The 25,037-nt window shown below is 58.6% G+C and carries 19 protein-coding genes and 4 pseudogenes; 12 read left to right on the top strand and 11 right to left on the bottom strand.

The annotated features are described in order from the left end of the window. Nucleotides 1–191: 191 nt before the first annotated feature. Entirely contained in the window at nt 192–1,352 is a 1,161-nt protein-coding gene (locus tag JFT87_RS27595) for an integrase core domain-containing protein (protein WP_141130028.1), read from the top strand. A 728-nt stretch (nt 1,353–2,080) separates the two neighbouring features. On the opposite strand, the gene JFT87_RS27590 is transcribed toward JFT87_RS27595, so the two are convergent. The 4 genes from JFT87_RS27590 to JFT87_RS27575 are packed head-to-tail and all read right to left on the bottom strand — an operon-like array spanning nt 2,081 to nt 8,371. Next, on the bottom strand, nt 2,081–3,445 hold the full coding sequence (locus tag JFT87_RS27590) for a heavy metal sensor histidine kinase (RefSeq protein ID WP_201206537.1): 1,365 nt from the start codon (nt 3,443–3,445) through the stop codon (nt 2,081–2,083). Then, nucleotides 3,435–4,112, bottom strand: a complete 678-nt coding sequence (locus tag JFT87_RS27585; protein WP_201206535.1) for a heavy metal response regulator transcription factor — start codon at nt 4,110–4,112, stop codon at nt 3,435–3,437. The genes JFT87_RS27590 and JFT87_RS27585 overlap by 11 nt, the downstream gene beginning before the upstream one ends. Before the next feature lie 9 nt (nt 4,113–4,121). Continuing rightward, on the bottom strand, nt 4,122–7,214 hold the full coding sequence (locus JFT87_RS27580; RefSeq protein ID WP_201206533.1) for a multidrug efflux RND transporter permease subunit: 3,093 nt from the start codon (nt 7,212–7,214) through the stop codon (nt 4,122–4,124). Continuing rightward, nucleotides 7,211–8,371, bottom strand: coding sequence for an efflux RND transporter periplasmic adaptor subunit (locus tag JFT87_RS27575; RefSeq protein ID WP_201206531.1), 1,161 nt, complete (start codon nt 8,369–8,371; stop codon nt 7,211–7,213). Before JFT87_RS27575 ends, JFT87_RS27580 begins: the two co-directional genes overlap by 4 nt. Nucleotides 8,372–9,335: 964 nt before the next feature. Between JFT87_RS27575 and JFT87_RS27570 the strand changes: the two are divergent. The 7 genes and pseudogenes from JFT87_RS27570 to JFT87_RS28980 form a co-directional block, all read left to right on the top strand. Then, nucleotides 9,336–9,697: pseudogene (locus tag JFT87_RS27570) on the top strand (DUF6124 family protein). A 183-nt stretch (nt 9,698–9,880) separates the two neighbouring features. After that, on the top strand, nt 9,881–10,510 hold the full coding sequence (locus JFT87_RS27565) for a transcriptional regulator (RefSeq protein WP_201206529.1): 630 nt from the start codon (nt 9,881–9,883) through the stop codon (nt 10,508–10,510). Then, nucleotides 10,473–10,893 (top strand): annotated as a pseudogene (locus tag JFT87_RS27560) (hypothetical protein). Before JFT87_RS27565 ends, JFT87_RS27560 begins: the two are co-directional and overlap by 38 nt. A gap of 108 nt (nt 10,894–11,001) precedes the next feature. Next, nucleotides 11,002–11,166, top strand: a complete 165-nt coding sequence (locus JFT87_RS27555; protein ID WP_242487352.1) for a hypothetical protein — start codon at nt 11,002–11,004, stop codon at nt 11,164–11,166. Nucleotides 11,167–11,277: 111 nt separating this feature from the next. After that, on the top strand, nt 11,278–11,517 hold the full coding sequence (locus JFT87_RS27550) for a hypothetical protein (protein ID WP_201206527.1): 240 nt from the start codon (nt 11,278–11,280) through the stop codon (nt 11,515–11,517). 167 nt (nt 11,518–11,684) lie between these two features. Further along, a pseudogene (locus JFT87_RS28985) lies at nt 11,685–11,966 on the top strand (PAS domain-containing protein); the annotation flags it as partial. 300 nt (nt 11,967–12,266) lie between these two features. Next, nucleotides 12,267–13,274, top strand: a pseudogene (locus tag JFT87_RS28980) (methyl-accepting chemotaxis protein); the annotation flags it as partial. A gap of 72 nt (nt 13,275–13,346) precedes the next feature. On the opposite strand, the gene JFT87_RS27540 reads toward JFT87_RS28980, so the two are convergent. The 7 genes from JFT87_RS27540 to norR form a co-directional block, all read right to left on the bottom strand. Further along, entirely contained in the window at nt 13,347–14,180 is an 834-nt protein-coding gene (locus JFT87_RS27540; protein WP_201200759.1) for an IS3 family transposase, read from the bottom strand. After that, nucleotides 14,177–14,473, bottom strand: coding sequence for a transposase (locus JFT87_RS27535; protein WP_201200757.1), 297 nt, complete (start codon nt 14,471–14,473; stop codon nt 14,177–14,179). The genes JFT87_RS27540 and JFT87_RS27535 overlap by 4 nt, the downstream gene beginning before the upstream one ends. A 152-nt stretch (nt 14,474–14,625) precedes the next feature. Then, on the bottom strand, nt 14,626–15,375 hold the full coding sequence (locus tag JFT87_RS27530; protein ID WP_201206523.1) for a YkgJ family cysteine cluster protein: 750 nt from the start codon (nt 15,373–15,375) through the stop codon (nt 14,626–14,628). Between the two features lie 83 nt (nt 15,376–15,458). After that, nucleotides 15,459–15,785: a hypothetical protein gene (locus JFT87_RS27525; RefSeq protein ID WP_201206519.1), complete on the bottom strand. Its 327-nt coding sequence runs from the start codon at nt 15,783–15,785 to the stop codon at nt 15,459–15,461. Between the two features lie 148 nt (nt 15,786–15,933). Beyond that, nucleotides 15,934–16,392, bottom strand: coding sequence for a GNAT family N-acetyltransferase (locus JFT87_RS27520; protein WP_201206517.1), 459 nt, complete (start codon nt 16,390–16,392; stop codon nt 15,934–15,936). A 26-nt stretch (nt 16,393–16,418) separates the two neighbouring features. Continuing rightward, entirely contained in the window at nt 16,419–17,321 is a 903-nt protein-coding gene (locus JFT87_RS27515) for a chemotaxis protein CheV (protein ID WP_201206516.1), read from the bottom strand. Nucleotides 17,322–17,626: 305 nt separating this feature from the next. Continuing rightward, nucleotides 17,627–19,186, bottom strand: coding sequence for a nitric oxide reductase transcriptional regulator NorR (norR, locus tag JFT87_RS27510; RefSeq protein WP_201206514.1), 1,560 nt, complete (start codon nt 19,184–19,186; stop codon nt 17,627–17,629). A 147-nt stretch (nt 19,187–19,333) separates the two neighbouring features. On the opposite strand from norR, the gene hmpA reads away from it, so the two are divergent. The 4 genes from hmpA (at nt 19,334) to cyoB (ending at nt 25,037) form a co-directional block, all read left to right on the top strand. After that, nucleotides 19,334–20,515: an NO-inducible flavohemoprotein gene (hmpA, locus tag JFT87_RS27505; protein ID WP_201206512.1), complete on the top strand. Its 1,182-nt coding sequence runs from the start codon at nt 19,334–19,336 to the stop codon at nt 20,513–20,515. A 190-nt stretch (nt 20,516–20,705) separates the two neighbouring features. Further along, nucleotides 20,706–21,215 (top strand): disulfide bond formation protein B, encoded by a 510-nt coding sequence (locus JFT87_RS27500; RefSeq protein ID WP_149658143.1) that lies wholly within the window; start codon nt 20,706–20,708, stop codon nt 21,213–21,215. Between the two features lie 843 nt (nt 21,216–22,058). After that, nucleotides 22,059–23,003, top strand: a complete 945-nt coding sequence (gene cyoA, locus JFT87_RS27495) for a ubiquinol oxidase subunit II (protein ID WP_201206510.1) — start codon at nt 22,059–22,061, stop codon at nt 23,001–23,003. Between the two features lie 3 nt (nt 23,004–23,006). Further along, on the top strand, nt 23,007–25,037 hold the full coding sequence (cyoB, locus tag JFT87_RS27490) for a cytochrome o ubiquinol oxidase subunit I (protein ID WP_201206508.1): 2,031 nt from the start codon (nt 23,007–23,009) through the stop codon (nt 25,035–25,037).

The raw sequence follows: 25,037 nt of genomic DNA, 5'->3' as shown, positions 1-25,037 counted from the left end.
TGATTTCAGAAAGGACTGTTGCGCAGGAAGTAAAAGTCGAATAGTGCGGTGCGGCTAAGAGCTACCCCCTCACCCCAGCCCTCTCCCCCAAGGGGGCGAGGGGAAAGGGAGGTAAAGACCGGGTACATCCTTTACGTTTGAGACCGGGGACATGGTTTACAGGTATCAATCATGGTCAGGAGGTGCTGACCATGCCCTGGAATCAAGAATCCCCAATGGATCAACGAGTGAAGTTAGTCAGCGACTGGCTTGGCGGCAGTTACACCAAAAGCCAATTAAGTCGGCGCTATGGCGTCAGCCGTCCAACCATCGACAAGTGGTTGGAACGGTATGCAGCGCTGGGCGTGGATGGCTTGAAAGAGCAATCGCGTAAGCCATTGAATTGCCCTCATCAGACTCCCGACGAAATCATAGCCACGCTGCTGACCAAGAAAAACGAGCATCCCGATCGGGGGCCGAAGCAGATCATTGATCGTCTACGCGTCTCCGATCCGGATATCCACTGGCCGGCCGCGAGTACCGCCGGGATATGGTTGAAGAAGGCTGGTCTGGTCACCGCGCGGCGCCCCTATCCCGTGCGCCCACGCGCTCCGACGCATTTGCGTCCGGTCGATCAACCCAATCAGACCTGGTGTGCCGACTACAAAGGGCAATTCAAAATGCAGGATGGCAATTGGTGCTATCCGCTGACCATTACCGACCAGATGAGTCGCTATCTGCTGCTTTGCCGGGCATTGCCCAGCACGCATGGGGAGCCGACGCGGCAGGGCTTCGAGTGGGCCTTCCGGGAGTTTGGGTTGCCGGATGTGATTCGCACGGACAATGGCGCTCCCTTCGCATCAACGGGTTTGGCGCGTTTGTCGAAGTTGTCGGTGTGGTTCATCAGGCACGGAATCCACGTCGAGACAATTACGCCTGGCCGTCCCGACCAAAATGGCCGGCACGAACGGATGCACCGAACGCTGAAAGCAGCGGTATTACGAACACCTGCGGAAAATCTTGTGCGCCAGCAATTGGCCTTTGAGGATTTCATCCAGGACTTCAATCAGGTTCGACCGCACACCGCGTTGGACATGAAGCCACCTGCTTCGGTGTATAGCCCGTCGTTACGACCCTACCCCGGTTACCTGCCAGCGGTTGAATACGGCACTGACGTTGAAGTGCGTAAGGTTCGTTCGAACGGAGAGTTCAAATGGAAAGGACAGCTGATTTTTCTGGGAGAGGCACTGATCGGCGAAGAGATCGCGCTGAAGGAGGTGGCTGATGATGTGTGGGAGTTGTACCTTTGCACCTTCTGTTTAGGCAGGCTTGAACGCGGCGCTAAACGCGTAGCAAGCCTGGAAAAGGTGTAAACGATGTCCCCGGTCTAATGTGTAAAGGATGTACCGGTCTCTACAGGAGCAGATCTCTTTGCTTTTCAAAACTTGAGTTCGACTGGATATTTCAGGTCGGTGTACTTCGACAGGACAACTCGGTCAGTCCCCTCTCGCCCAAGAGGGCGAGGGGAAAGGGAGCAGATATCTTTGCTTTTCAAAACTTGAGTTCGACTGGATATTTCAGGTCGGTGTACTTCGACAGGACAACCCGGTCAGTCCCCTCTCGCCCAAGGGGGCGAGGGGAAAGGGAGCAGATCTCTTTGCTTTTTAAAACTTGAGTTCGACTGGATATTTCAGGTCGGTGTGCGACAGGACAACTCGGTCAATCCCCTCTCGCCCAAGGGGGCGAGGGGAAAGGGAGCAGATCTCTTTGCTTTTCAAAACTTGAGTTCGACTGGATATTTCAGGTCGGTGTACTTCGACAGGACAACTCGGTCAGTCCCCTCTCCCCCAAGGGGGCGAGGGGAAAGGGAGCAGATCTCTTTGCTTTTTAAAACTTGAGTTCGACTGGATATTTCAGGTCGGTGTACTTCGACAGGACAACTCGGTCAGTCCCCTCTCCTCCAAGGGTGCGAGGGGAAAGGGAGCAGATCTCTTTGCTTTTCAAAACTTGAGTTCGACTGGATATTTCAGGTCGGTGTATGTCGAGAGGACAACTCGGTCAGTCCCCTCTCCCTTTGGGAGAGGGTTAGGGTGAGGGGCTTTTAAACAGGCAGGTGAATCCCGAACGTATTCATCCCATGCTCACTGCGCACAAAAACATCCCCGCCATGCATCAACGCAATCGCCTTGACGATCGCCAACCCCAGCCCATGGTTATTCCCACTGTTGCTGCGCGACGCATCCACCCGATAAAACCGCTCGAACAATCGCGACAAATGCTCACTGGCAATCGGTGAGCCCGGATTGGCCACACCAATACTCACCTGATGCTCTTCAACCACAATCCGCACCTCAATCACCTGGCCAGGCTCGGTGTGTTGCACCGCATTGCTCAGCAGGTTGATCAATGCTCGCCGCAGATGCGCGATCTCAATGCTCACCTGTGCATCACCGCTGACCCGAACCTGAACCTGAGCATCTTCAAGAATGAAATCCAGATACTCCAGGGTCGTGGCCACTTCATCAGCCAGGGACGTGGAAGTCAGTTTGGTTGCCTTGCTACCTTGATCGGCGCTGGCGAGGAACAGCATGTCATTGATGATCGAGCGCAGCCGTTCCAGTTCTTCAAGGTTCGATTGCAGCACCTCGAAATAGTGTTCGGCCGAACGTCCGCGGGTCAGCGCCACTTGCGTTTGGCCAATCAGGTTGGTCAGCGGCGAGCGCAGTTCGTGGGCGACGTCGGCGTTGAACGACTCAAGCCGCGAATAGGCCTGTTCGACTCGCTCCAATGTGGAGTTGAACGAACTGACAAACTGATCCAGCTCCGGCGGCAACGGCGACAACCGTAAACGCCCGGAGCGCAATGGCGGGGCCAGACGCTGGGCCTCCTGCGACAACTTGATCAACGGCTTGAGACCGATCCGCGCCACCCAATAACCAAGCGCCGAGGCCAGCAACACGCCGATAATCGCCAGGCTGATCAAGGCGAGCAGAAGATGATGCTGAGTCTGCAAAAACGTCTCGGTGTCGATGCCGATGATGAAACGCAGCGGCGGGCGCTGGTCCTTGGCCGGAAACTGACTGACCAGCACTTTCAGCGGGTAGGCATGTTCCGGTAATTGAAGGTCGCGCCGGCCCAGCGGCCCTTCGGCAAAGGCACGGATCTGCGGGGTGATGTTGCCGTACTCGTATTGCGAATCGCCGCTGATGATCCAGAAACTGATGCGCTTGTCTTCTTCGCCCAGCAGTTTGAGCTTGTTGTAGATCTTCACCCAGTGCTCGGGCGTGCCGAACCGTCCGACCGTAGACTCAAGCACGCTGTAGCGCGCATCCAGCTCGGCTTCGGGCAACAACCCCAAACCCTTGTCGACCTGCTGGTACAACGCCCAGCCGATCAACAGAAACACCAGCAATGCCACCAGCGTGAACATCCCGCTCAAACGTAGCGCGATTGAGTTACTGGACACCGCGACTCTCCAGCACATAACCCATGCCACGAATGGTGTGCAGCAACTTCTCGTCGAAAGGCCCGTCGAGCTTGGCCCGCAAGCGTTTGATTGCGACTTCGACGACGTTCGCGTCGCTGTCGAAATTGATGTCCCAGACCATCTCGGCGATGGCGGTTTTCGAGAGGATTTCACCTTGGCGTCGGGCCAGCACGCTGAGCAGTGAAAACTCCTTGGCGGTCAGGTCCAGGCGAGCACCGGCGCGGGTGGCTTTACGGCTGATCAAATCTATCCACAGGTCGGCGATGCTCACTTGCACCGGTTCATGGCCGCCGCTGCGCCGGGTCAGCGCTTGCAGGCGCGCCACCAGCTCAAGGAAGGAAAACGGTTTGCCGAGGTAATCGTCGGCGCCATCGCGCAGGCCTCTGATCCGGTCTTCGACCCGCTCGCGGGCGGTGAGCATGATCACCGGGGTTTGCTTGCGGGCGCGCAAGGCACGCAACACGCCGAAGCCGTCGAGACCCGGCAGCATCACGTCGAGGATGATCACCGCATAGTCGCTTTCCAGCGCCAGGTGCAGGCCCTCTACGCCATCGCGCGCTAAATCCACGGTGTAACCCTGTTCCGTCAGGCCGCGGTGCAGATAATCCGCGGTTTTTTCTTCATCTTCGATAATCAGAACGCGCATGACCCCGCCTCAGTCTGTGGTCGCCAGTGCCGGTAGCGGCATTGGTTTGGGCCGATGGAAAAGCCGCTCCAGCCACAAGTATATGACCGGAGTGGTAAACAGCGTCAGCGCCTGACTCACCAGCAAGCCGCCGACTACCGCAATACCCAATGGCTGGCGCAGTTCGGCGCCGGTGCCGTAGCCGAGCATCAGCGGCAAGGCGCCGAGCAGGGCGGCGAGGGTGGTCATGATGATGGGCCGGAACCGCGTGATACAGGCCTTGAAAATCGCCTCTTCCGGCGGCAAGCCACCCTTGCGCTGCGCTTCGAGGGCGAAGTCGATCATCAGGATGCCATTTTTCTTGACGATGCCGATCAGCAGCACCAGCCCGATCAGCGCCATGATCGAAAAGTCCTGGCCCCAGATCCACAACATGATCACCGCCCCGAGTCCGGCCGACGGCAGAGTCGAGATGATGGTCAGCGGATGGACGAAGCTCTCATAGAGCACGCCCAGAATGATGTACACCGCCACCAGCGCCGCCAGAATCAGCCACGGTTGGCTGGCCAGCGAACTCTGGAACGCCTGGGCTGCGCCCTGGAAGTTACCGCTGATGGCCGTCGGCATGCCGATGTCGGTTTTGGCCTGATTGAGCATGATCACCGCATCACCCAACGCGACGCCGGGCGCCAGGTTGAACGAGAGGTTGGCGGCCGGGAACATCCCGTCGTGGGCGATGGACAATGGGCCGATGGTCGGCGCATCGAATTTCGCCAGCGCCGACAACGGCACCATTTCCCCGCTCAACGGCGAGCGCAGGTAGAAGTAGTTCAGGCTTTCAGCCTTGCCGCGCTGCTTGGTGTCCAGTTCCAGGATCACGTTGTACTGGTTGATCTGGGTCTGGAACTCGTTGATCTGCCGCTGGCCGAAGGCATCGTACAACGCTTCGTCGACATCGCTGGCGGTCAGGCCGAAACGCGCGGCGGCGCTGCGGTCGATGCTGATGTGGGTGATGCTGCCGCCCAGTTGCAGGTCGTTGGAAATATCACGGAACGCCGGGTTGGTCCGCAGTTTTTCCGTCAGGCGCTGGGTCCAGGTACTCAGCACGCCACCGTCGTTGCTCTTGAGCACGTATTGATACTGGGCGCGGCTCGGACCGGAACTGAGGTTGATGTCCTGGCCGGCGCGAAGATAGAGCACGATGCCGGGGACTTTCATCAATTGCGGGCGAATCCGGTCGATGAACTGGCTGGCGCTCACGTCGCGGTCACCGCGTGGTTTCAGCGCAATCCAGAACCGGCCGTTGGCGATGGTCTGGTTGCTGCCCGACACCCCGACCGAGTGGGAAAACGCCTGCACGGCCGGGTCAGCCGCGACGATTTCCGCCATCGCCAAGTGCTTTTTCACCATGTCGCCGTAGGAAATATCAGCAGCCGCTTCGGTGGTGCCGAGGACGAAACCGGTGTCCTGAATCGGGAAGAAACCTTTGGGGATAAAGATGTAACCGGCAATCGCCAGGCCCAGCGACAGGCAGAACACACCGATCATCAACTTCTGGTGGGCGAGGGCGCGGCGCAGCAGTTTTTCATAGCCATCCAGCAAGCGTTCGCCGAAGGTCTTTTTACTGTGAGCGTGATGCACCGGTGCGCGCATATATAGCGCGGCCAGGGTCGGCGCCAGTGTCAGCGACACCACTACCGAAATCAGAATGGTCGAGGTCGCCGTCAGGGCAAACTCTTTAAACAGCCGCCCGACCACGCCGCCCATGAACAGCAGCGGAATAAACGCCGCCACCAGCGAGAAGCTGATCGAGACCACGGTGAAGCCAATCTCGCCGGCGCCTTTGATCGCCGCCTCGCGCATGCCGTCGCCGGCCTCCAAGTGACGGTGAATGTTTTCCACCACCACAATCGCATCGTCCACCACAAACCCCACGGCCACCACGATGGCCACCAGGGTCAGGTTATTCAGACTGAAGCCCATGATGTACATCAGGGCGAAACTGGCGGTCAGCGACACACCCAGTACGGCCGACACAATCATGGTCGCCGACCATTGGCGCAGGAACAGCGCCATCACCGCCACCACCAGCATGATCGCGATCAGCAGGGTGATTTCCACTTCATGCAACGATGCGCGAATGGTCTGGGTCCGGTCGATCAACACCTTGACCTGCACCGAGGCCGGCAGCATCGCTTCAAGGCCCGGCAGTGCAGCTTGGATACGATCGACCGTTTCGACAATGTTCGCCCCTGGTTGCCGGGAGATCACCAGGTTCACCCCCGGTTGATCGCCAGCCCACGCCTGAACGTAGGCATCTTCCGAACCGTTGACGACTTTGGCGACATCCTTGAGGTGAACCGGTGCACCGTCCTTGTAGGAAACGATGAGTTGGCTGTAATCCTCAGGGTGGAACAGCTGGTCGTTGGTGGACAGGGTCGAAATGCTCGACTCACCGTACAACGCACCTTTGGCCAGGTTAAGGCTGGTCTGCTGGATCGCCAGGCGAATATCGGCCAACGTCAGGCCGATGGCCGCGAGTTTGTCCGCCGAGGCCTGGACGCGGATCGCCGGACGTTGCTGACCGGTGATGTTGATTTGGCCTACGCCATCGATCTGACTGATCTGACGCGACAGCAGGGTTTCCACCAGGTCACTGAGTTCAGTGCCGGGCATTTGGGTCGAGCTGACGCTGAGGATCAGCACCGGGCTGTCGGCCGGGTTGACCTTCTTCCAGGTCGGCAGGGTCGGCATGTCCTTGGGCAGTTTGCCGGCGGCGGTGTTGATCGCGGCCTGGACTTCCTGGGCGGCGGTGTCGATGCTCTTATTGAGGGTGAATTGCAGGGTCAGCAGGCTCGAACCCAAGGCACTGCTCGACGTCATCTGGGTCATGCCGGGGATGGCGCTGAATTGCACTTCCAGCGGCGTGGCCACCGACGACGCCATGGTGTCGGGGCTGGCACCGGGCAGTTGCGCGGACACCTGAATGGTCGGGAATTCTGCTTCCGGCAACGGGGCGATAGGCAGACGCGGGAAGGCAATGACGCCCAGCAACACCAGAGCAAAGGTCAACAGGATGGTGGCGACCGGGTGATCGATGCACCACGCGGAGGGGCCCTTCATTGTTTAGGCTCCGCTTGCACCACTTGCGGCGGCTCGGTCAGCACCTGCACGGTCGAGCCGGGCTTGAGCCGGGACTGGCCGTCGCTGACCAGCACATCGCCCGGTTTGACGCCGGTGATGATGTCCTGGCCGCTGCCCTGATAAACCATCTGCACCTGGACGATCTCGACCTTGTCGCCGTTGACCCGGTAAACGAAATGTTGATCGAGGCCGCGCTGTACGACGGTCGGCGGCACCACCAGCGCATCTTTATCCAGCGCTGTCTGAATTTTTACCGTCACCAACAGGCCGGGCCAGAGCTTCTGGCCGGCGTTGTCGAATTCAGCCTTGGCGCGGATGGTCCCGGTGTTGGCGCTGATCTGGTTGTCAATCAGCGTCAGGTGGCCTTCGCCCAGCAGGTTGCCGGTTTCGCCATCGGTGTCGGCGCCGATGTAGGCCTTCACCTGAGCGCGCTGCGGGTCGCTGATCAAACCTTGCAGGGTCGGCAGCATTTGCTGCGGCAGGGAAAACTCCACGGCAATCGGGTCGATCTGGGTCACCGTGAACAGCCCTTGGGCGTCAGCCATGCGCAGGAAGTTGCCTTCGTCCACCGTACGAATACCGACGCGACCGGTGACCGGGGAGCGAATCTGCGTGTAGGAAAGCTGCACCTGAGCCGCGTCGATGGACGCTTGATTGCCTTGGGCGGTGGCTTTGAGTTGGTTGACCAAGGCCTGTTGCTGGTCGTAGGTCTGCTTGGACACGCCGTCATCGACGCTCAGCAGTTTGTAACGCTTGAGGTTGACCAGCGCCACTTGCAGCTGCGCCTGGCTTTCACCCAGTTGGGCGCGGGCCTGGTCGAGGCTGGCGCGGATTGAGCGGTCGTCGATGGTCGCGAGCAAATCGCCGGCCTTGACCAGTTGACCTTCCTTGACCAGCAGCTTGGTGAGGATGCCGTCGATTTGCGGGCGCACCACAACGCTGTGCAAAGACAGCACCGAGCCGATGCCGCTGACGTAGCGCGGGACGTCTTTTTCGCTGACGGCTATGACTCGCACGGGAATGGCGGTGGGGGTGGCGAGTTTGGTGGGGGCGGGTTTTAGTGCAAACCATAGGCCGGTGGCTGCCAGCAGGATCAGGAGGGTGGCTAGCAGGGCTTTGTGCTTTTGGATTCGCATGCTTTTGAGGCGCCGAGGGTTTGGAGTTTGGGCAGGTTGGGTAGTTATAAACTTGTTTGGGGGTCAGGAGGGTGACGGCTGGCTGTCAGCGCTGTCAGTTTCGTGTGTACATATCTGTGGCTGCGGTAATGGCGGCTTAGGGTTTCGCCCTTACGGCGACTCACTTTTTTACAAGCGCCTAAAAAAGTAAGCAAAAAACGCTTGCTCCTGCGTGCGGCCCGCTCGCTGGGGCTCGGGGTTCCTTCGCTGCGGGATCGATCCGGGCGCAGCGCCTACGGTTTGCTTCGCTGCACCTCCTCTCGCTGTGTTTGGCTGCGCCAAACGGTCGCTGCGCTCCCACCCCGGATCAATCCCTCCACTCAGCCTTCCGACGTCGCCCGTGGATCAGGATCAAAAGCTGCACCCGAGCTAACGCTCATCCTGTTGAGTGGTGAGAAGCAAAAGCGGTGCGCGTTCTGCTTTTGCTCTTCGTAGGAGCAGAGCTTGCTCGCGATGGCGCCCCGCCAGCCGACCATTTTTTTAGTTGGCGGCAATCTTATGTAGGAGCTGCCGCAGGCTGCGATCTTTTGATCTTGCCTCTGACGTTGAACATCAAAAGATCGCAGCCTGCGGCAGCTCCTACATCGGCAGTGGGTGTTTAAAAGCGTTTCGAAATGGGTGAACCTTCCCACAAGGTTTTCAGGTTGTCCGTCGGACGTGCGCTCTCTAGGCTTGGGTTGTCGCCGAATACTCGGCGATCGGGTGTGAGAACCCGTTGAGATGTTTTAATCAAACACGAGTACGACCATAATCGCCGCCAGCTCATCTGCTGCCGGCAATACGTTATGGCGGCTGTGTGCGGGCGAACCTCGGTTCGGCCGGGTTGCTCTCTTACCGGTTTCTCACTCCGCACATAGCTGCCACCTCTCGTCGCGTGAGAAACGACAAGTGATGGCTTCAAATCATTTGATAAGAGAGTGTTTCCATGACTAAGCCCGTACCCGATCCCCCGCTAGAAACAACAACCCCCTCGAAGACGCTCTCCGCGCCGACGACCAGTTAAAAAACCGCGAAGCCATAAAACGCGCCCTCGATTTCTACCTCAGCCCCGATCCCATAAAACCGCGCCTACCCAGCACGATGTTCCTCGTCCACCCGAACATCGACACAGAAAGCCTCCTCGCTCACGCCTGCGAGTCCCTGGCCTCGGCCCACGTGATGGCTGGCGATTTCGCTGATCAGCTCAGCCGTCCGCAACGCAGTACGGCATTGGCCATCCAGCAGATCGTGATGCTCGCCGAACTGGCGGTAAACCGTGTTTTGGATCGGGTTGATCCTCAGTCCTGATCAGGCAGGAACGCCGCGTCATCGTTCATCGCGAGCAGGCTCGCTCCTACAGTGGGAATGCATTTCAAATGTAGGAGCGAGCTTGCTCGCGATGGCGATTGTTCTGTCAGCGCTGCCTCTACAGGTTGAAGATTCCCAAAAAGGGACCTATCGTTCCCTTTTTGGGACTCATCGGTTGCCACTGTGAAAAACCTTTCCCTCAGCGAAGCCTTGTTCACAACTACTCAGCAAAAAGTACTGGGCTTATTGTTCGGCAAACCCGACCGCAGTTTTTACGCCAACGAGATCGCCCGCTGGGCACAAGTAGGTAAAGGCAGCCTCATGCGCGAGCTGGATCGGTTGCAGCAGGCCGGCGTGCTGACCCTGACACGCCAGGGTAACCAGACCCACTATCAAGCCAATCCCGACTGCCCGATCTATGCCGAACTGCTGGGCATCGCCCGCAAGACCTTTGGTATTGCCGAGCCTCTGCGCCAGGCGCTGCAACCCTTTGCCGAACAGATCACCTGGGCCTTTGTGTACGGCTCTATCGCCAAGGATTCGGCAAACGCATCCAGTGACATTGATCTCATGCTGATCGGCGAAAGCCTCCACTACAGTGAAGTGATGGAGCGGCTCATGCCTCTGGAGGAACAACTGGGCCGCGTCCTCAACCCGACGCTCTACACCCCCGGCGACTGGGCCGCAAAACTGGCGGCTGAAAACAGCTTTGTCGTGCGGGTAGCGCAGCAGGACAAGATCAACCTGATGGGGCAAAACCCTTTGGAGTCCAAGGATGGGCAGCAACGAGAATCTGGAGAACCTGTTACGTAGCGGTGGACTGAAAGCCGAGCCGTCGGACTCGCAAGGAGTGCGAAGGGCTGCTGCGTTCGGCGGTGGATCGATTGAAAGATGCGCAAACGCCTTCGCTGTCCTTCGCGAGTCGGTTCGACCTGGCTTACAACGCTGCCCATGCGCTTGCACTGACGGCGCTTCGCTTGTGTGGCTACCGTTCGGACAAGCGATATCTGGTGTTTCAGTGCCTGGTTCATACGGCTGATATTGGCAAAGTACAGGTTCGGTTGTTCGCCCTGTGTCATGAGCGACGGAACCTGGCGGAGTACGAAGGCTATATGGATGAAGATGAAGCTCTTCTGGAGCAGTTGCTGGAAAACACCTCGCAATTGTCGAGCAACGTCCAGCAACGAATGAACTGATATCGGTCATGGCTTTCAATCTTCCATCGAACGCTTAAAGATCATCCTCTCTAAGCAAATCAGCTTGTATGGCACGGCGCAAATCTCTCTGGGCAACTCCCACCGGGGTTGTCCGCCACGGAGTCCCGTCAGGTCGAAATCAAGCCTGGTCTGAAAGTCGATGTGGACACTTATCGCAATGCTTGCAGTCATCAATTGCTGCCGATGTCCATGACCTATGAAGCACTCAAGACTTCGACCGACAAAGGTATTGTCACCATCACGTACTTGTAAGCCGTTCGGCGTGCGGTGCAAATCTTCAGGTGCCGAGCCAAGGCGTGCAGGTATACTGCGCGCCTTCGCGGCTCACTGTTCGGGCCCGACTTTTTGCTTTCCGGAGCTTTTATGACTTCCCCGACCCTGCCGCCGGTTGACGACGCTGTAAGCGCTGTCCCGGCAGAATTGGCCGATGCCAGCGACACCCACAGCGAAATCCCGGCCTTCAAATTCCCGTTCAAACCGGGCGAGTTGGCGTCTGCCAAAGGCTCTAACCAGCCGTGGTACAAGAACGGCGCCAAGAATGGCCACACCAAGACCCCGGGCATGGCCCCGCCGGGCACCCGTCGTTCGATGGGCAAGCGCTGAGTTTTATTCCCGCCTGCGGCCATCGCTGTGATTTTCGGATCTCTATGAATTTCGAACACAGTGATGGCTAAGTGCTCAGTTCCTGAGCCAGATCAATATTTGACCAATTGGTGCGCTTAGAGTCAGCAGCCCTGCCGACTCTTCCCAATAAAACGAGCGCGCTATCCATGAAGATCAACCTCCTGGTGACCGGTCGCAACGTCGAAGTAGCGCTGGATGCGAACATTCTTTCGACCACCGATCTGACCAGCGCAATCACCTACGCCAACGATGATTTCATCAGGATCAGCGGTTATACCCGCGACGAACTGCTTGGTGTGCCGCACAACTTGCTGCGTCATCCGGACATGCCGGCGCAGGCGTTTGCGCACCTGTGGCAGACGCTCAAACGTGGGCGTTCGTGGATGGGGCTGGTGAAGAATCGTTGCAAGAACGGTGATCATTACTGGGTCAGCGCGTTCGTCACGCCGGTCACTCAGAACGGTGCGGCGGTCGAGTATCAGTCGGTGCGCACGCGGCCGGATGAGCGCCAGGTGAGGGCAGCGGAGCGTGCCTATGCGCAGTTGCGCGGGACGCAGGTGAAACGCTGGCAACTCCCTGCGATCAGCTTGCGCGCGAAACTCACGGCGTTGACCAGCACGTTGCTCGGTGCTGTGTTGAGTGTCGAAGCGTGGTTGCGACCCGAGTCGATGTGGATCGACGCGGCGGCGTTTGTGATTGGCAGCGGTACTTGTGCAGGGGTTGTGCACTGGATGCTGCGGCCGCTGGAGCGGTTGACCGAGCGTGCCCGGCACATTGCCGATAACCCGTTGAGCCAAGGCATCTATACCGGTCGACGGGATGAATTCGGGCAGATCGAGTTCGCTTTGCAGATGCTCGAGGCGCAGGTTGGCGCGGTGGTCGGGCGCATTGGCGATGCTTCGCAACAGTTGGCCGGGCATGCGGCGCAACTGGTCGATCATTTGCAAAGCAGCCATAGCAGTTCATTGGCGCAGCAGGCGGAAACCGATCTGGTCGCGGCGGCGATTCATGAAATGGCTGCCAGTGTCGCGCAAGTGGCCAGCCATGCGCAGCAAGCCTCGGTGGCGGCGGACATGGCCGGGACGGAAACCCGTGAAGGGCATTTGCTGGTCGGCGAAAGTCGCAGCGCGGTGTTGCGCCTGGCGGAGGAGCTGGGGCGCGCCACCGAGGTGATCCATCAACTCGAAGGCCACAGCAGCGAGATTTCCGGAGTGCTGGACGTGATTCGCTCGATCGCCGAGCAGACCAATCTGCTGGCCTTGAACGCGGCGATCGAAGCAGCGCGTGCCGGCAATGCCGGACGCGGCTTCGCCGTGGTGGCCGATGAAGTGCGCGGGCTGGCGCAACGCACGCAGCAATCGACCAACGAGATTCAGCGGATGATCAGCACCCTGCAAAATGGCGCGCGTGATGCGGTGCAGGTGATGCAGCAGAGCAGCGAGCATGTCGATGACAGCGTCGAACAGGCGCAACGGGCGGCGCGGGCGCTGGACGGGATCAGTGCGCGGGTCGAGCAGATCACCGAGATGAGTCTGCAGATCGCGGCGGCGGTGGAGCAGCAAAGCGCGGTGAGCGAGGACATCAATCGCAATATCGTCAGCATCCGCACGGCGTGCGAGGTGACGGTGGATGAGGGACGGCAGAGTCAGCGCAACTCCGAGGATGTGGCGGGACTGGCGGGGGATTTGCGCATGTTGGCGCGGGAGTTTTGGCGGCGGCGGCAGGTTCGCGATTGAGGTTGACCGGGCTGGCGCTTTCGCGAGCAAGCTTGTAGTGGTTCAGTTTTTTTAAACCATTCCGTAGGAGCATTAGGCCGCCTGCCGCTCAAATAGCGCAGGTGGCAAGTGGTTTGAAGCAGAGTGGCAGCGGCGATGGTTGTAGTGCGAAATGAAATCCATCACATCCTTCTCCGCTTCCAAATGATTTTGGTAGCCGTTCTCCGGCATCCAGTCGTGCTTCAATGTTCTGAAATAGCGCTCTACCACGGCGTTATCCCAACAGTTTCCTCGACGGCTCATACTCTGCAAAATCCGGTTTTCTGCCAAGCAGGCAACAAATCGATCAGCTGTGTACTGACAGCCCTGGTCTGAGTGAAATAACAACTCAGGCATCGGTCGGCGAAATGCCACTGCCAACCTCAGAGCCTTCGCAGCGAGTTCGGCGTCGGCAGTTCTTGAGCACGCCCAGCCCACAATCCTGCGTGAAAAAAGATCCATCACTACGGCAAGATAAAGCCAACTGTTACCGACCCTGATGTAGGTGATATCGCCTGCCCAAAGAGTATCTGGCTGAGTCGGATTAAATCGACGATCAAGTATGTTGGGAGCAACGATTGCCGGCTTTGTGGCGCGGCGATAGTGTGCATAACGCGGTCTGCGCCGGTGCAGACCGAAGGTTTTAATCAACGTGCGCATTCGATAGCGTCCGATAAAGACCCCTTCTTTTCTCAACGCTTTGCAAAGGCCACGAGTACCTAAGGCTTCCCGATGCTGTTTGTGCAATGCACGAAGCTTGCGCCTTAGCCAACGCAGACGAGGCTTTAGTCGTTTGGTTTTACGCTTTGCGTAATAGCTGCTTCGAGCAATGCCAAGCACGGAGCACGTGCGCCGAATTGACAACGCACCTCTAACGCCATCAATCATTTGGTTCGACCGAACAGAACCTTCAGATGAGAGGGCAATTGCTTTTTTAACACTTGATTCTCGGTCTCAAGTAGCGCCAGTTTCGCTTGAAGCGACTCGATCAGTTCCTGATCCTGCAGTCGTGGCAATTGAGCAACGCCTTCCTGATCCCGGCGCCACCGTATTACCCATCGACGCAGGGCTGTAGGCCCTACACCGGTGGCCTCACAGGCTTTGGGGACGGAGTATTGCATGTCCACCACCAAGCGAATCGCCTCTGCTTTTTCTTCTGGTGTAACAACCCGATATCCCATGATGCTTCCTTAAATCGACGCTCCTACATCATGGTCTAAAAAGTTCGACCACAGCAGCTCAGCTCCTACAGGGATTGATGGGCAACAAAAAACCTTGTAGGAGCAAAGCTTGCTCGCGAAGAGGCCAGCAGCCACAGCACCAGATTTCTGGATCAGGCGGCCCGCAACGAGATAAACGCATAGTTAACCGGCGCCTCAGTCGTCACTTCACCCCCAGCCGCCAGCACTTGCCCGGCAATGTCCTCGCCGGAGACGTGAAACAGCCATTCACTGCTCGCAGCTTCCAACGGTTGCGCCACGACTTGATCAATGACCGAAGCAAAAGCCCCCATCTCCGGCAAATAAGCGGTAAACCCATCGCCCTTCAGCGCTGTCGTGCGAATCCCCAACAACCCGCAAATCGCATCCTTGGTCTGAACATCATCGCGATCCGCCTGGCGTGAGTTCTGGATCAGCGTCTTCAACTCCTGATCCACCAACTCGCCACCCACAATCAGGTCCGGCCCTTGTTCCCAGGACTCGGGCGGGCATTCCTTCACTGCCGGGTTCAGCGGGATGTGCGGATTGATTTCCATTGGGTAGATGCGGCACACCAGCGGCCGGCGCTCATAGATGCGGCAGAGATTCTCTTCGTCAAGATTCCGGCAGCGGCCGACGTTGTAGGCCGCGAAGGTGATCGCGACGTACGCCTCGGTTGCCCCGCTGCGAACCAGCACCGAACGACGTTCGGCGTGTTCTCGCTGCAAGAGAGGCAGGCCCAGGCCATTGCCCAGAAAGCCTTCCACCAACACGATCACCTGGCCGCCATCGTCAGCCCACATGCGGGCTTCCGTCAGGGTCAGGGGGACATGGTGGTCGTTGCAGCATTTGCCGCAACCTACGCAGGAAAACGTCGTGTTCATTGTTCGATCGATCGCCGGTAAGGTCATCAAATGGCGACAGAAAGCCATCGCCAAGGCGTGTCTCGAAGCAAGTTATGCGCCACTCACGGCTTCTTGGCGGTCGGGCGGATGGAGTCCCATTCGGTGACGTAGGCGGTTTTGGTTGCCTTGTTGTAGAGGCATAGCTCGGTGCCTTGTTGGCCCTTCATGTGCTTTTGCGGGTATTGGCCTTGCAACAGGAGCGCGGTGTAGCCAACCCGGTCGTCGAATTGCGCGGCGGTGCCGACGGGTTTGGCGTCCTTCAGGCCGCTGGCCTTGGTGCAAGTGGCGAGGACGGCTTTGTCGTAAGCGGCCCAGGCGTCGGGGCTGGCGGCGTGAGCTTGGGTCGTGAGGGCGGTGAGGGAGAGTAAGAGCAGGGTGGTGGTTTTCATTATTTGGGCGTCCTTGGGCGTGATTTGGCCAAGGTTGGAGTATGCCTGATGGTTGTGTGGTGTTTGTGCGGGCCTCTTCGCGAGCAAGCCCACTCCCACAGGGGGAATGCATTCCAATGTGGGAGCGGGCTTGCTCGCGAAAGCGGTGTTAGGCCGGAACGGGTTCCCGGCGAACCACCCGCATCCCGGCACTTTCATACAATCCCTGCGCCCGAAGGTTGTCTTCCAGCACCTTCAGATCAACAAACCCCTCGCGGCGTTGCTGAAACGTTTTGAAAGCATGTAGCAGCAAAGCACGACCCAGCCCAAGACCCTGAACCCGTGGATGCACCACCAGGCTCTTGATGTAGGCGCTGGTCCAGCACTGGCAAACGCCGACGATGCCCTCGGCGTCCAGCGCGATGAAGCACAGGCTCGGATCGTATTCAGGATCGGTTTCAAAACGCTGCTGCCAGACGTCCAGCGCCGGCACGCGACCGCCACCTTCGCGATAGCCAAGTTCCATCAGTTGATGCACGGCTTCAGCGAGTTCGGGGCGGTATTGGCGCAGTTCAATGCCGGTTGGCCAGGCGATGTCGGGCACAGCCTCAGCGAGGTTGCGCCGCATCAAGAAGCAAAAGTCCTCGGCCACACTCAGTGACCTTGCTCGGCGACAGCCTTGGCGGCTTCGATCAGGCACCTGGTCAGTTCTGGCGAGGAGAACTTGGTCAGTACCGCGTTGGCGCCGGCCAAGCGCGCTTTTTCGCTGTTCATCGCGCTGTCCAGCGAGGTGTGCAGCAGCACGTAGAGGTGCGAGAAGTCCGGGGTTTCACGCAGGGTGCGGGTGAAGGCGTAGCCGTCCATCTCCGACATTTCGATGTCCGAGACGATCAGGTTGATCTGCTGGGCAGTGCCTTGCAGGTCCAACAGGCAATCGATGGCTTCCTTGGCGCTGCGGGCGGTGTGGCATTGCAGGCCGAGGTTGCGCAGGGTGTGCACCGATTGTTGCAACGCGACCTGGCTGTCATCGACCACCAGAATCCGCGCGTTACCGAGGACTTCAGCATCTTCCATACTCAGTTCGGTCGGCGCCGTTTCGATCTGCGCCGGGGCGATGCCGTGGATGACTTTTTCGATGTCCAGTACTTGCACCAGCACGCCGTCGACCGAGGTCACGCCGGTGATGTACGAACGCACGCCGCCAGAGCCGAAGGGCGGCGGACGGATGTCGGTGGTCAGGCAGTGAACGATCTTGCTCACCGCTTGAACGTGCAGGCCCTGCTTGGAGCGGCTGACGTCGGTGACGATCAGGCAGCCGCCGTTCGGATCTTCCAGCGGCCGTTCGCCAATGGCGCGGCTCAGGTCGATGACCGACAACGACGCGCCGCGCAGGGTGGCGATGCCTTTGACGTGAGGGTGCGACTCCGGCAGCTTGGTCAGCGGCGGGCAGGGGATGATTTCACTGACTTTCAGCAGGTTGATCGCCATCAGCTTGCCGCTGCGCAAGGTAAACAGAAGAAGCGAAAGTGAATCTGCGCGGGCTTTGGTGGAGGACATAAAAACCTTCTTTGGAGAAAGGTGATGGGCGAGTGGAACGTCGCCAAAAGCTATTGATGCCGGGTTATCGGCGTCAAAAGGTTGGGCTTTAGGTCAGTTGTCGGCTGGTCTTCAGATCCAAAGCCCCTCACCCCAGCCCTCTCCCCGAGGGAGAGGGAGCTGACCGAGGTGTCTTGCGTCGTACATCGACCTGAGCGACCGAGTCGATTGTGGGTTCGGCAAGCAGATTCAGGTCGGCGTAATTCTGCAGCATCCCCCAATCAGTTCCCTCTCCCTCCGGGAGAGGGCTAGGGTGAGGGTTTGCTTTAGCTTTTCATGCCCAACCGCTTGGCCATGCGCCCAAGGTTTGCCCGATCCAGCCCCAACTCACGCGCCGCGCTCGCCCAGTTGTCCTGATTGCGCTCCAGCGCCGCACTGATCAAGCGCCGCTGATATTCCTCGGTGGCGCTGCGCAAATCGCCTTTGATCAGCGGCGCCGCCGCTACAACATCGGCAGCAGGTTCGGCGGAGTTATCCACAACCTCGCGCGGCAAGTCCAGGTCCGCCGCGCTCAAACTGAGAATCTTCGGCCGTTCCTTGCAGTTGCCCAGCGCCTTCAAGGCACTGCGGCCAATCAAGTGCTCCAGTTCCCGCACGTTCCCCGGCCACTGATACGCAAGCAGCGCCGCTTGGGCATCGCTGCTCAGGCGCAGGCTGTTGAGGCCCATGCGCGAGCGGTTCTGTTCGAGGAAGAAGCCACTGAGCAGCAACACATCGCGCCCGCGATCCCGCAGCGCCGGTACCAGCAACGGATACACGCTGAGGCGATGATAGAAGTCGGCGCGGTAGCGGCCGCTGCGTACTTCTTCGGCGAGGTCGCGGTTGGTCGCCGCGATCAGCCGCACGTCGACCTGATGCTCTTTATCCGAGCCCAATCGTTGCAGTTGACCGCTTTGCAGCACCCGCAGCAGCTTGGCCTGCACGGTCAGGGACAGTTCACCCACTTCATCGAGGAACAACGTGCCGCCATTGGCCAGTTCGAACTTGCCGCGCCGGTCGTTCATCGCCCCGGTGAACGCGCCGCGCACATGACCGAACAGCTCGCTCTCGACCAAGGTGTCCGGCAGGGCGGCGCAGTTGAGGCTGATGATCGGTTTGTCGGCGCGTGGCGAAGCGGCGTGAATTGCCTGGGCTACCAGCTCTTTGCCGACCCCGGTTTCCCCAGTGATCAGCACGGTCAGGTCGCTGCCGCCCACCAGGTTGATTTCTTCCACCAGGCGTTTGTGAGCCTTGCTCTGGCCGATCATCTCGCGGTTCTGCTGGCCGCTGGCCTGACGGTAGATCTCGGCGCGCTGATGTTCGTCTTCGACGCGAGTGGCCAGCCGTTCGATGCGCTCGGCGGCGTTGACGGTCGCGGCGGCGAGGCTGGCGAAGGCTTCCAGGGCGTCCAGTTCGATCGGCTCGAAGCGCTCCGGGTCTAGCGCATCGAGGGTCAACAGGCCCCACGGGCGCTCATCGATAAACAGCGGGCAGCCCATGCAATCATGGACTTCCAGATGCTCGTCGAGGCCATCGACCAAACCGTCGTAAGGGTCGGGCAGGTCGCTGTCGGCGGCGAAGCGGGTCGGCCCGGGGCTGCTGAGCAGCGCCTCGAAACGCGGGTGTTCGCTGATTTTGAAGCGCCGGCCCAAGGTATCGGTGCTCAAGCCGTCCACGGCCAGCGGCACCAGCCATTCGCCGTCGAGACGCAGCAGGGCAGCGGCATCGCAGGGCAGCAGGGCGCGCATGGCTTCGAGCAGGCGCCGATAGCGCTCGCCTTCAGGCAATTCGCGGGACAGGTCGGAGACCAGCGGGAGCAGGGCAGTGAGCAGGGATTTTGCAGTCATAGTGACTCCATGTAGTCGACATGACTATAAAGCACTGCGTGTCGATATGACTATGGCGAATACAAGTTATTGATTTATAAAGTTTTAATTCTTGGCATGGAAACTGATAAGTAAAGGGTATTCACATAAAGCTCAGGAGTCGCCCTTATGCTTAGCGTTCAAGACCGTGCCATCGTCAAATCCACCGTGCCGCTGCTGGAAAGCGGTGGTGAAGCGCTGATCACTCACTTCTACCGCATGATGCTCTCCGAATACCCGGAAGTCCGCCCACTGTTTAACCAGGCCCACCAGGCCAGCGGTGACCAGCCTCGTGCGTTGGCCAACGGCGTGCTGATGTACGCGCGGCACATCGATCAGCTCGACCAGTTGGGTGACTTGGTGGCGAAGATCATCAACAAACACGTGGCCCTGCAAATTCTTCCGGAGCATTACCCGATTGTCGGCGCGTGCCTGCTGCGCGCGATTGCCGAAGTGCTGGGTGATGAAATCGCCACCCCTGAAGTCATCGCGGCGTGGGGTGCTGCCTACAACCAATTGGCCGACATTCTGATCGGTGCCGAAACCAGCATCTACGACCAGAAGGAACAGGCGCCGGGCGGCTGGCGCGGGGCGCGGGAGTTCATCGTCGCGGCCAAGGTCGAGGAAAGCGCGGAAATCATCTCGTTCTACTTCGAGCCCGCCGACAAAGGCCCGATCCTCGCCGCCGAGCCGGGTCAGTACATCGGCATGAAGCTGATCCTCGATGGCGAAGAGATTCGCCGTAATTACTCGTTGTCCTCCCTGTCGGACAACGGCCAGTACCGCATCAGCGTCAAACGCGAAGCTGGCGGCCGCGCCTCCAATCATTTGCATGATCAACTGCATGTGGGCGCGAGCATTCAGCTGTTCCCGCCCTCGGGCGAGTTCACCCTGACCGCCAGCGACAAACCACTGGTGCTGATCAGCGGCGGCGTCGGCATCACTCCGACGTTGGCGATGCTTGAAGCGGCGCTGGCGACCGAGCGGCCGGTGCACTTTATTCACTGTGCGCGTAATGGAAGTGTTCATGCGTTCCGTGACTGGATCGATGGTTTGGCGGCGCGTCATCCGCAGCTCAAGCGCTTCTATTGCTACGCCGAAGACGATGGCGTGAGCCCGGTGGCGGACAAGGTCGGGCTGTTGAGTCAGGAGCAGTTGGGGGCGTGGTTGCCGCAGCAGCGGGATCTGGATGCTTACTTCTTGGGGCCGAAAGGCTTTATGGCGGTGATCAAGCGTCATTTGAAAGCGCTGGGTGTGCCGGAGAAGCAGAGTCGTTATGAGTTCTTTGGGCCGGCTTCTGCTTTGGAGTAACAGTCGGAGACCGAGTCGCTTGCTCGCGAATGGCCACACCTCGGTCTAAATTCTGGAAAACGCTCAAAAGTTAATCCCTTCTTAACCGGTCTATCGTCTATTCCCCGACATCTACCGGCGCGCACCTGGCTCTCAACAGTCACGGTCTGCGTGTAGACTTCCGGCAATCGATATTTAGAAGGGAAACGCGATGAGTGACGAAACGATGCGATTGGGCCGTGAACGGCGTTATCTGGTGTTGCTGGGCATCATCTGCCTGGCATTGATCGGCGGCGCGCTGTACATGCAGGTGGTTCTGGAAGAGGCGCCGTGCCCGCTGTGCATCCTGCAGCGCTACGCGTTGTTGCTGATCGCGATTTTCGCTTTTATTGGCGCCGCCATGCGCACTCGTCGCAGTCTCACGGTGTTCGAGGTGCTGGTGGTGATCGCCGCGCTCGGTGGCGTTGCGGCGGCCGGGCATCATGTTTATACGCAGTTCTATCCGGCGGTCAGCTGTGGCGTCGATGTGCTGCAACCGATTGTCGACGGCTTGCCGCTGGCGAAGATCTTCCCGCTGGGCTTCCAGGTCGACGGCTTCTGCGACACGCCGTACCCGCCGATCCTGGGCCTGTCCCTGGCGCAGTGGGCGCTGGTGTCGTTTGTGCTGGTGGTGGTGCTGGTGCCGTTGCTGGTCTCGCGTAACCGCAAGGCGCTGCGCTGAATCAACTTTTCGGCAGTTGCGCCGATACAGCTAACGCCTCGATTTGCGGATCAGCAAGTCGGGGCGTTTTGCCGTTCAGAGACTTTGTGAAATCGCCGTGACGAACGGCAAGGGAGGGTGCGGCAGGTGTGCGACATGTTGTCACACGCGGTGTGCCGCAGGGCTTCGTGAAGTGGCCGATTGGCCTCTTGTTACATAAAAACATTGGTCTGTTTCAGCGTTTTTCTGGTTTTGAACGTGAGTGCCAGATCAGGCAGTTTTAACACGCTCTGGCAAATGGCCAGAGCCCTTGGAATATCGGGCTTTGCGCCGATCAGACGTTCAGAAAAAGCCTTCGGAGCTGTCTGAACTGAGGCGGATACACCTACATTTTTTGGTGTTTTTGTTGAGAATTTATTTCGATACCATGCTGAACTTTTGCAAAATCCGTTAATGATTGTTGCTGGAACGGATAAAAATTATTTCGAGATGAGACATGGTTTATACAGCGCGACGTATCTACAATCGCCCGCACTGAATTCCCGGCACTGTTCAGCCTTTATTAAGGAGCACTTTATTAAAGGGCTGCGCAGGAAGTCGGGTGTCGAGCAAGTCGAGAGGCTTTCAAGACACCCAGGTGTTGGTGCCTTTCCGACTATCCGCACCAAATGGAATTGGTCTGTAACAAGGCCTTTGACCACGAATTCGAATAAGAACTCACCGCTAGCCCAGGTTTTGTCGAACAGCGTCTGACGCGCGACGGGCAGCCCTTATTCAATCAAAGAAAATGCCAACCCTTGGCAGGGTGAAGTGTTGGCGATCAAAACCCAACTGCATTGCGCAAGCTGCTTTAGAGGTCGTGAGATGAGTAAAAACAGGTACCCCAGACTACTAGGCTTATTGCCGCTGATCGGCACGTTGTTGCTGTCAGGCTGCAACATGACCTTGCTCGACCCCAAGGGCCAGGTGGGCCTGGATGAGCGAAACCTGATCATCACCGCAACGCTGCTGATGCTGTTGGTCGTTGTGCCGGTCATCGTCATGACGTTCCTGTTCGCCTGGAAATACCGCGCTTCCAACCAGGACGCGGTGTACGCGCCTAAATGGTCGCACTCCACCAAGATCGAAATCGCGGTGTGGGCTGTTCCGGTCCTGATCATCATTGCCCTGGGTTACGTGACCTATAAGTCGACCCACGCACTGGACCCTTACAAGCCGCTGGAATCCGACGTCAAGCCGATCACCATTGAAGTGGTCTCCATGGACTGGAAGTGGCTGTTCATCTACCCGGAACAAGGCATCGCCACCGTTAACAAACTGGTGTTCCCGGCCAACACGCCAGTCAATTTCAAAATCACCTCCGACACCGTGATGAACTCGTTCTTCATCCCGGGCCTGGGCGGCCAGATCTACGCGATGGCGGGCATGCAGACCAAGCTGCACCTGATTTCCAACCAGAACGCTGAATACGACGGTATCTCCGCCAACTACAGCGGCGCGGGTTTCACCGGCATGAAGTTCAAAGCTATCGCCACTTCCCAGGCGGATTTCGATGCGTGGGTCAGTGATGTCAAGAAGGCACCTAAACAGCTGGAAAAAGCTGAATACGAAGCCCTTTCCAAACCAAGCCAGAACAACCCAGTCGAGCTCTACGCCTCGTTCACGCCAAACCTGTTCCAGATCATCCTCGACAAGTACGAAGGCATGAAACCGGGCAAGCCAATGGAACACGAAGGTAAAGAGCACGAAATGGCCACCATGGAAGGGATGGACATGAGTTCGCATTCAGCTGCCGGGGCAGAGGAGTAAACGATGTTTGGTAAATTAAGTTGGGAAGCGATCCCGTTCCACGAGCCGATTGTGATGATTACCATCGCCATGATCGCGCTCGGTGGTCTGGCGGTATTTGCTGCAATCACCTACTTCAAGAAGTGGACCTACTTGTGGACCGAATGGCTAACGTCGGTCGACCACAAGAAAATCGGCGTGATGTACATCATCGTTGCCATGGTCATGCTGCTGCGCGGCTTTGCCGACGCCATCATGATGCGTACCCAGTTGGCCATGGCCACCGAGGGTTCGCCTGGCTACCTGCCGCCTGAACACTATGACCAGATCTTCACCGCTCACGGTGTGATCATGATCATCTTCATGGCGATGCCATTCTTCACCGGCCTGATGAACCTTGCAGTGCCGCTGCAGATCGGCGCGCGTGACGTTGCCTACCCGTTCCTGAACTCCCTGAGCTTCTGGCTGCTGGTCTCCGGCGTCGTGCTGGTGAACGTGTCCCTGGGTGTCGGCGAATTCGCCCGTACCGGTTGGGTTGCGTATCCACCGCTGTCGGAACTGGGCTACAGCCCGGGCGTGGGTGTGGACTACTACATCTGGGCATTACAACTGTCCGGGCTAGGTACGACACTGACGGGGGTCAACTTCCTGGCCACCGTGCTGAAAATGCGTACCCCAGGCATGAAGATGATGGACATGCCTATCTTCACCTGGACCTGCACCTGGGCTAACGTCCTGATCGTGGCTTCGTTCCCGATCCTGACCGCTACCCTGGCACTGCTGACCCTTGACCGTTACATGGATTTCCACATTTTCACCAATGAACTTGGTGGCAATCCAATGATGTACGTGAACATGTTCTGGGCCTGGGGTCACCCCGAGGTTTACATCCTGATTCTGCCGGCGTTCGGGGTCTTCTCCGAAGTCATCTCGACCTTCTCCGGTAAGCGTCTGTTTGGCCATCACTCGATGATCTACGCGTCTGGCGCGATCTCGATCCTGGGCTTCATGGTTTGGCTGCACCACTTCTTCACCATGGGGTCGGGTGCCAGCGTTAACGCCTTCTTCGGTCTGGCGACGATGCTGATCTCGATTCCGACGGGGGTGAAGCTATTCAACTGGCTGTTCACCATCTATCGCGGTCGTCTGCAGTTCACCAGCCAGGTTCTCTGGACCCTGGGCTTCATGGTGACCTTCGCCATCGGCGGCATGACCGGCGTACTGCTGGCCATCCCGGGTGCTGACTTCGTCCTGCACAACAGCCTGTTCGTGATCGCTCACTTCCACAACGTGATCATCGGCGGCGCCGTGTTCGGCTACATCGCTGGTTTCGCCTTCTTCTTCCCTAAAGCGTTCGGCTTCAAGCTGCACGAAGGTTGGGGCAAGGCAGCGTTCTGGTTCTGGATCTCGGGCTTCTTCGTCGCGTTCATGCCGCTCTATGCACTGGGCTTCATGGGCATGACCCGTCGTCTGAACGCCACCACCAACCCTGAGTGGGTGCCTTACCTGCACGTTGCATTGTTCGGTGCGTTCATGATCGCTGTCGGCATTGCCTGCCAGTTGATCCAGCTGTACGTCAGTGTGCGTGACCGCAAGAAGCCAGAGAACATGTGCGAACACGGCGATCCGTGGAATGCCCACACGCTGGAATGGTCGACCTCGTCGCCACCGCCGTTCTACAACTTCGCCGTACTGCCGAAAGCCCCAGGCATCGACCCGTTCACCGAAGCCAAGGAAAACGGTACTGCGTACCAGACTCCGGTCAAGTACGAGCCGATCCACATGCCAAACAACACCGCGACCGGCCTGGTCATGGGTGCTCTGTTGACCGTGTTCGGTTTCGCGATGATCTGGCACATCTGGTGGATGGCCATCTTCGGCCTCGCCGGTACCGTGATCTACTTCGTTATCCATGCTGCCCGTGATGACCAGGGCTATATGGTGCCGGTCGACGTGATCGAGCGCATCGAAGCCGAGCAGCACAAGCGTCTGGTAGCGGCCGGGAAAGTCCCAGCTGGCGCCACCCGTGTTGAAACCTCGTTGGAACAGGCTTAA

It is taken from the genome of Pseudomonas sp. TH15, assembly GCF_016651105.1.
In the GTDB taxonomy this organism is placed as follows: Bacteria; Pseudomonadota; Gammaproteobacteria; order Pseudomonadales; family Pseudomonadaceae; genus Aquipseudomonas.
The sequence above is the reverse complement of the archived record's forward strand: the minus strand, read 5'-3'. Positions and strand labels throughout refer to the sequence as shown.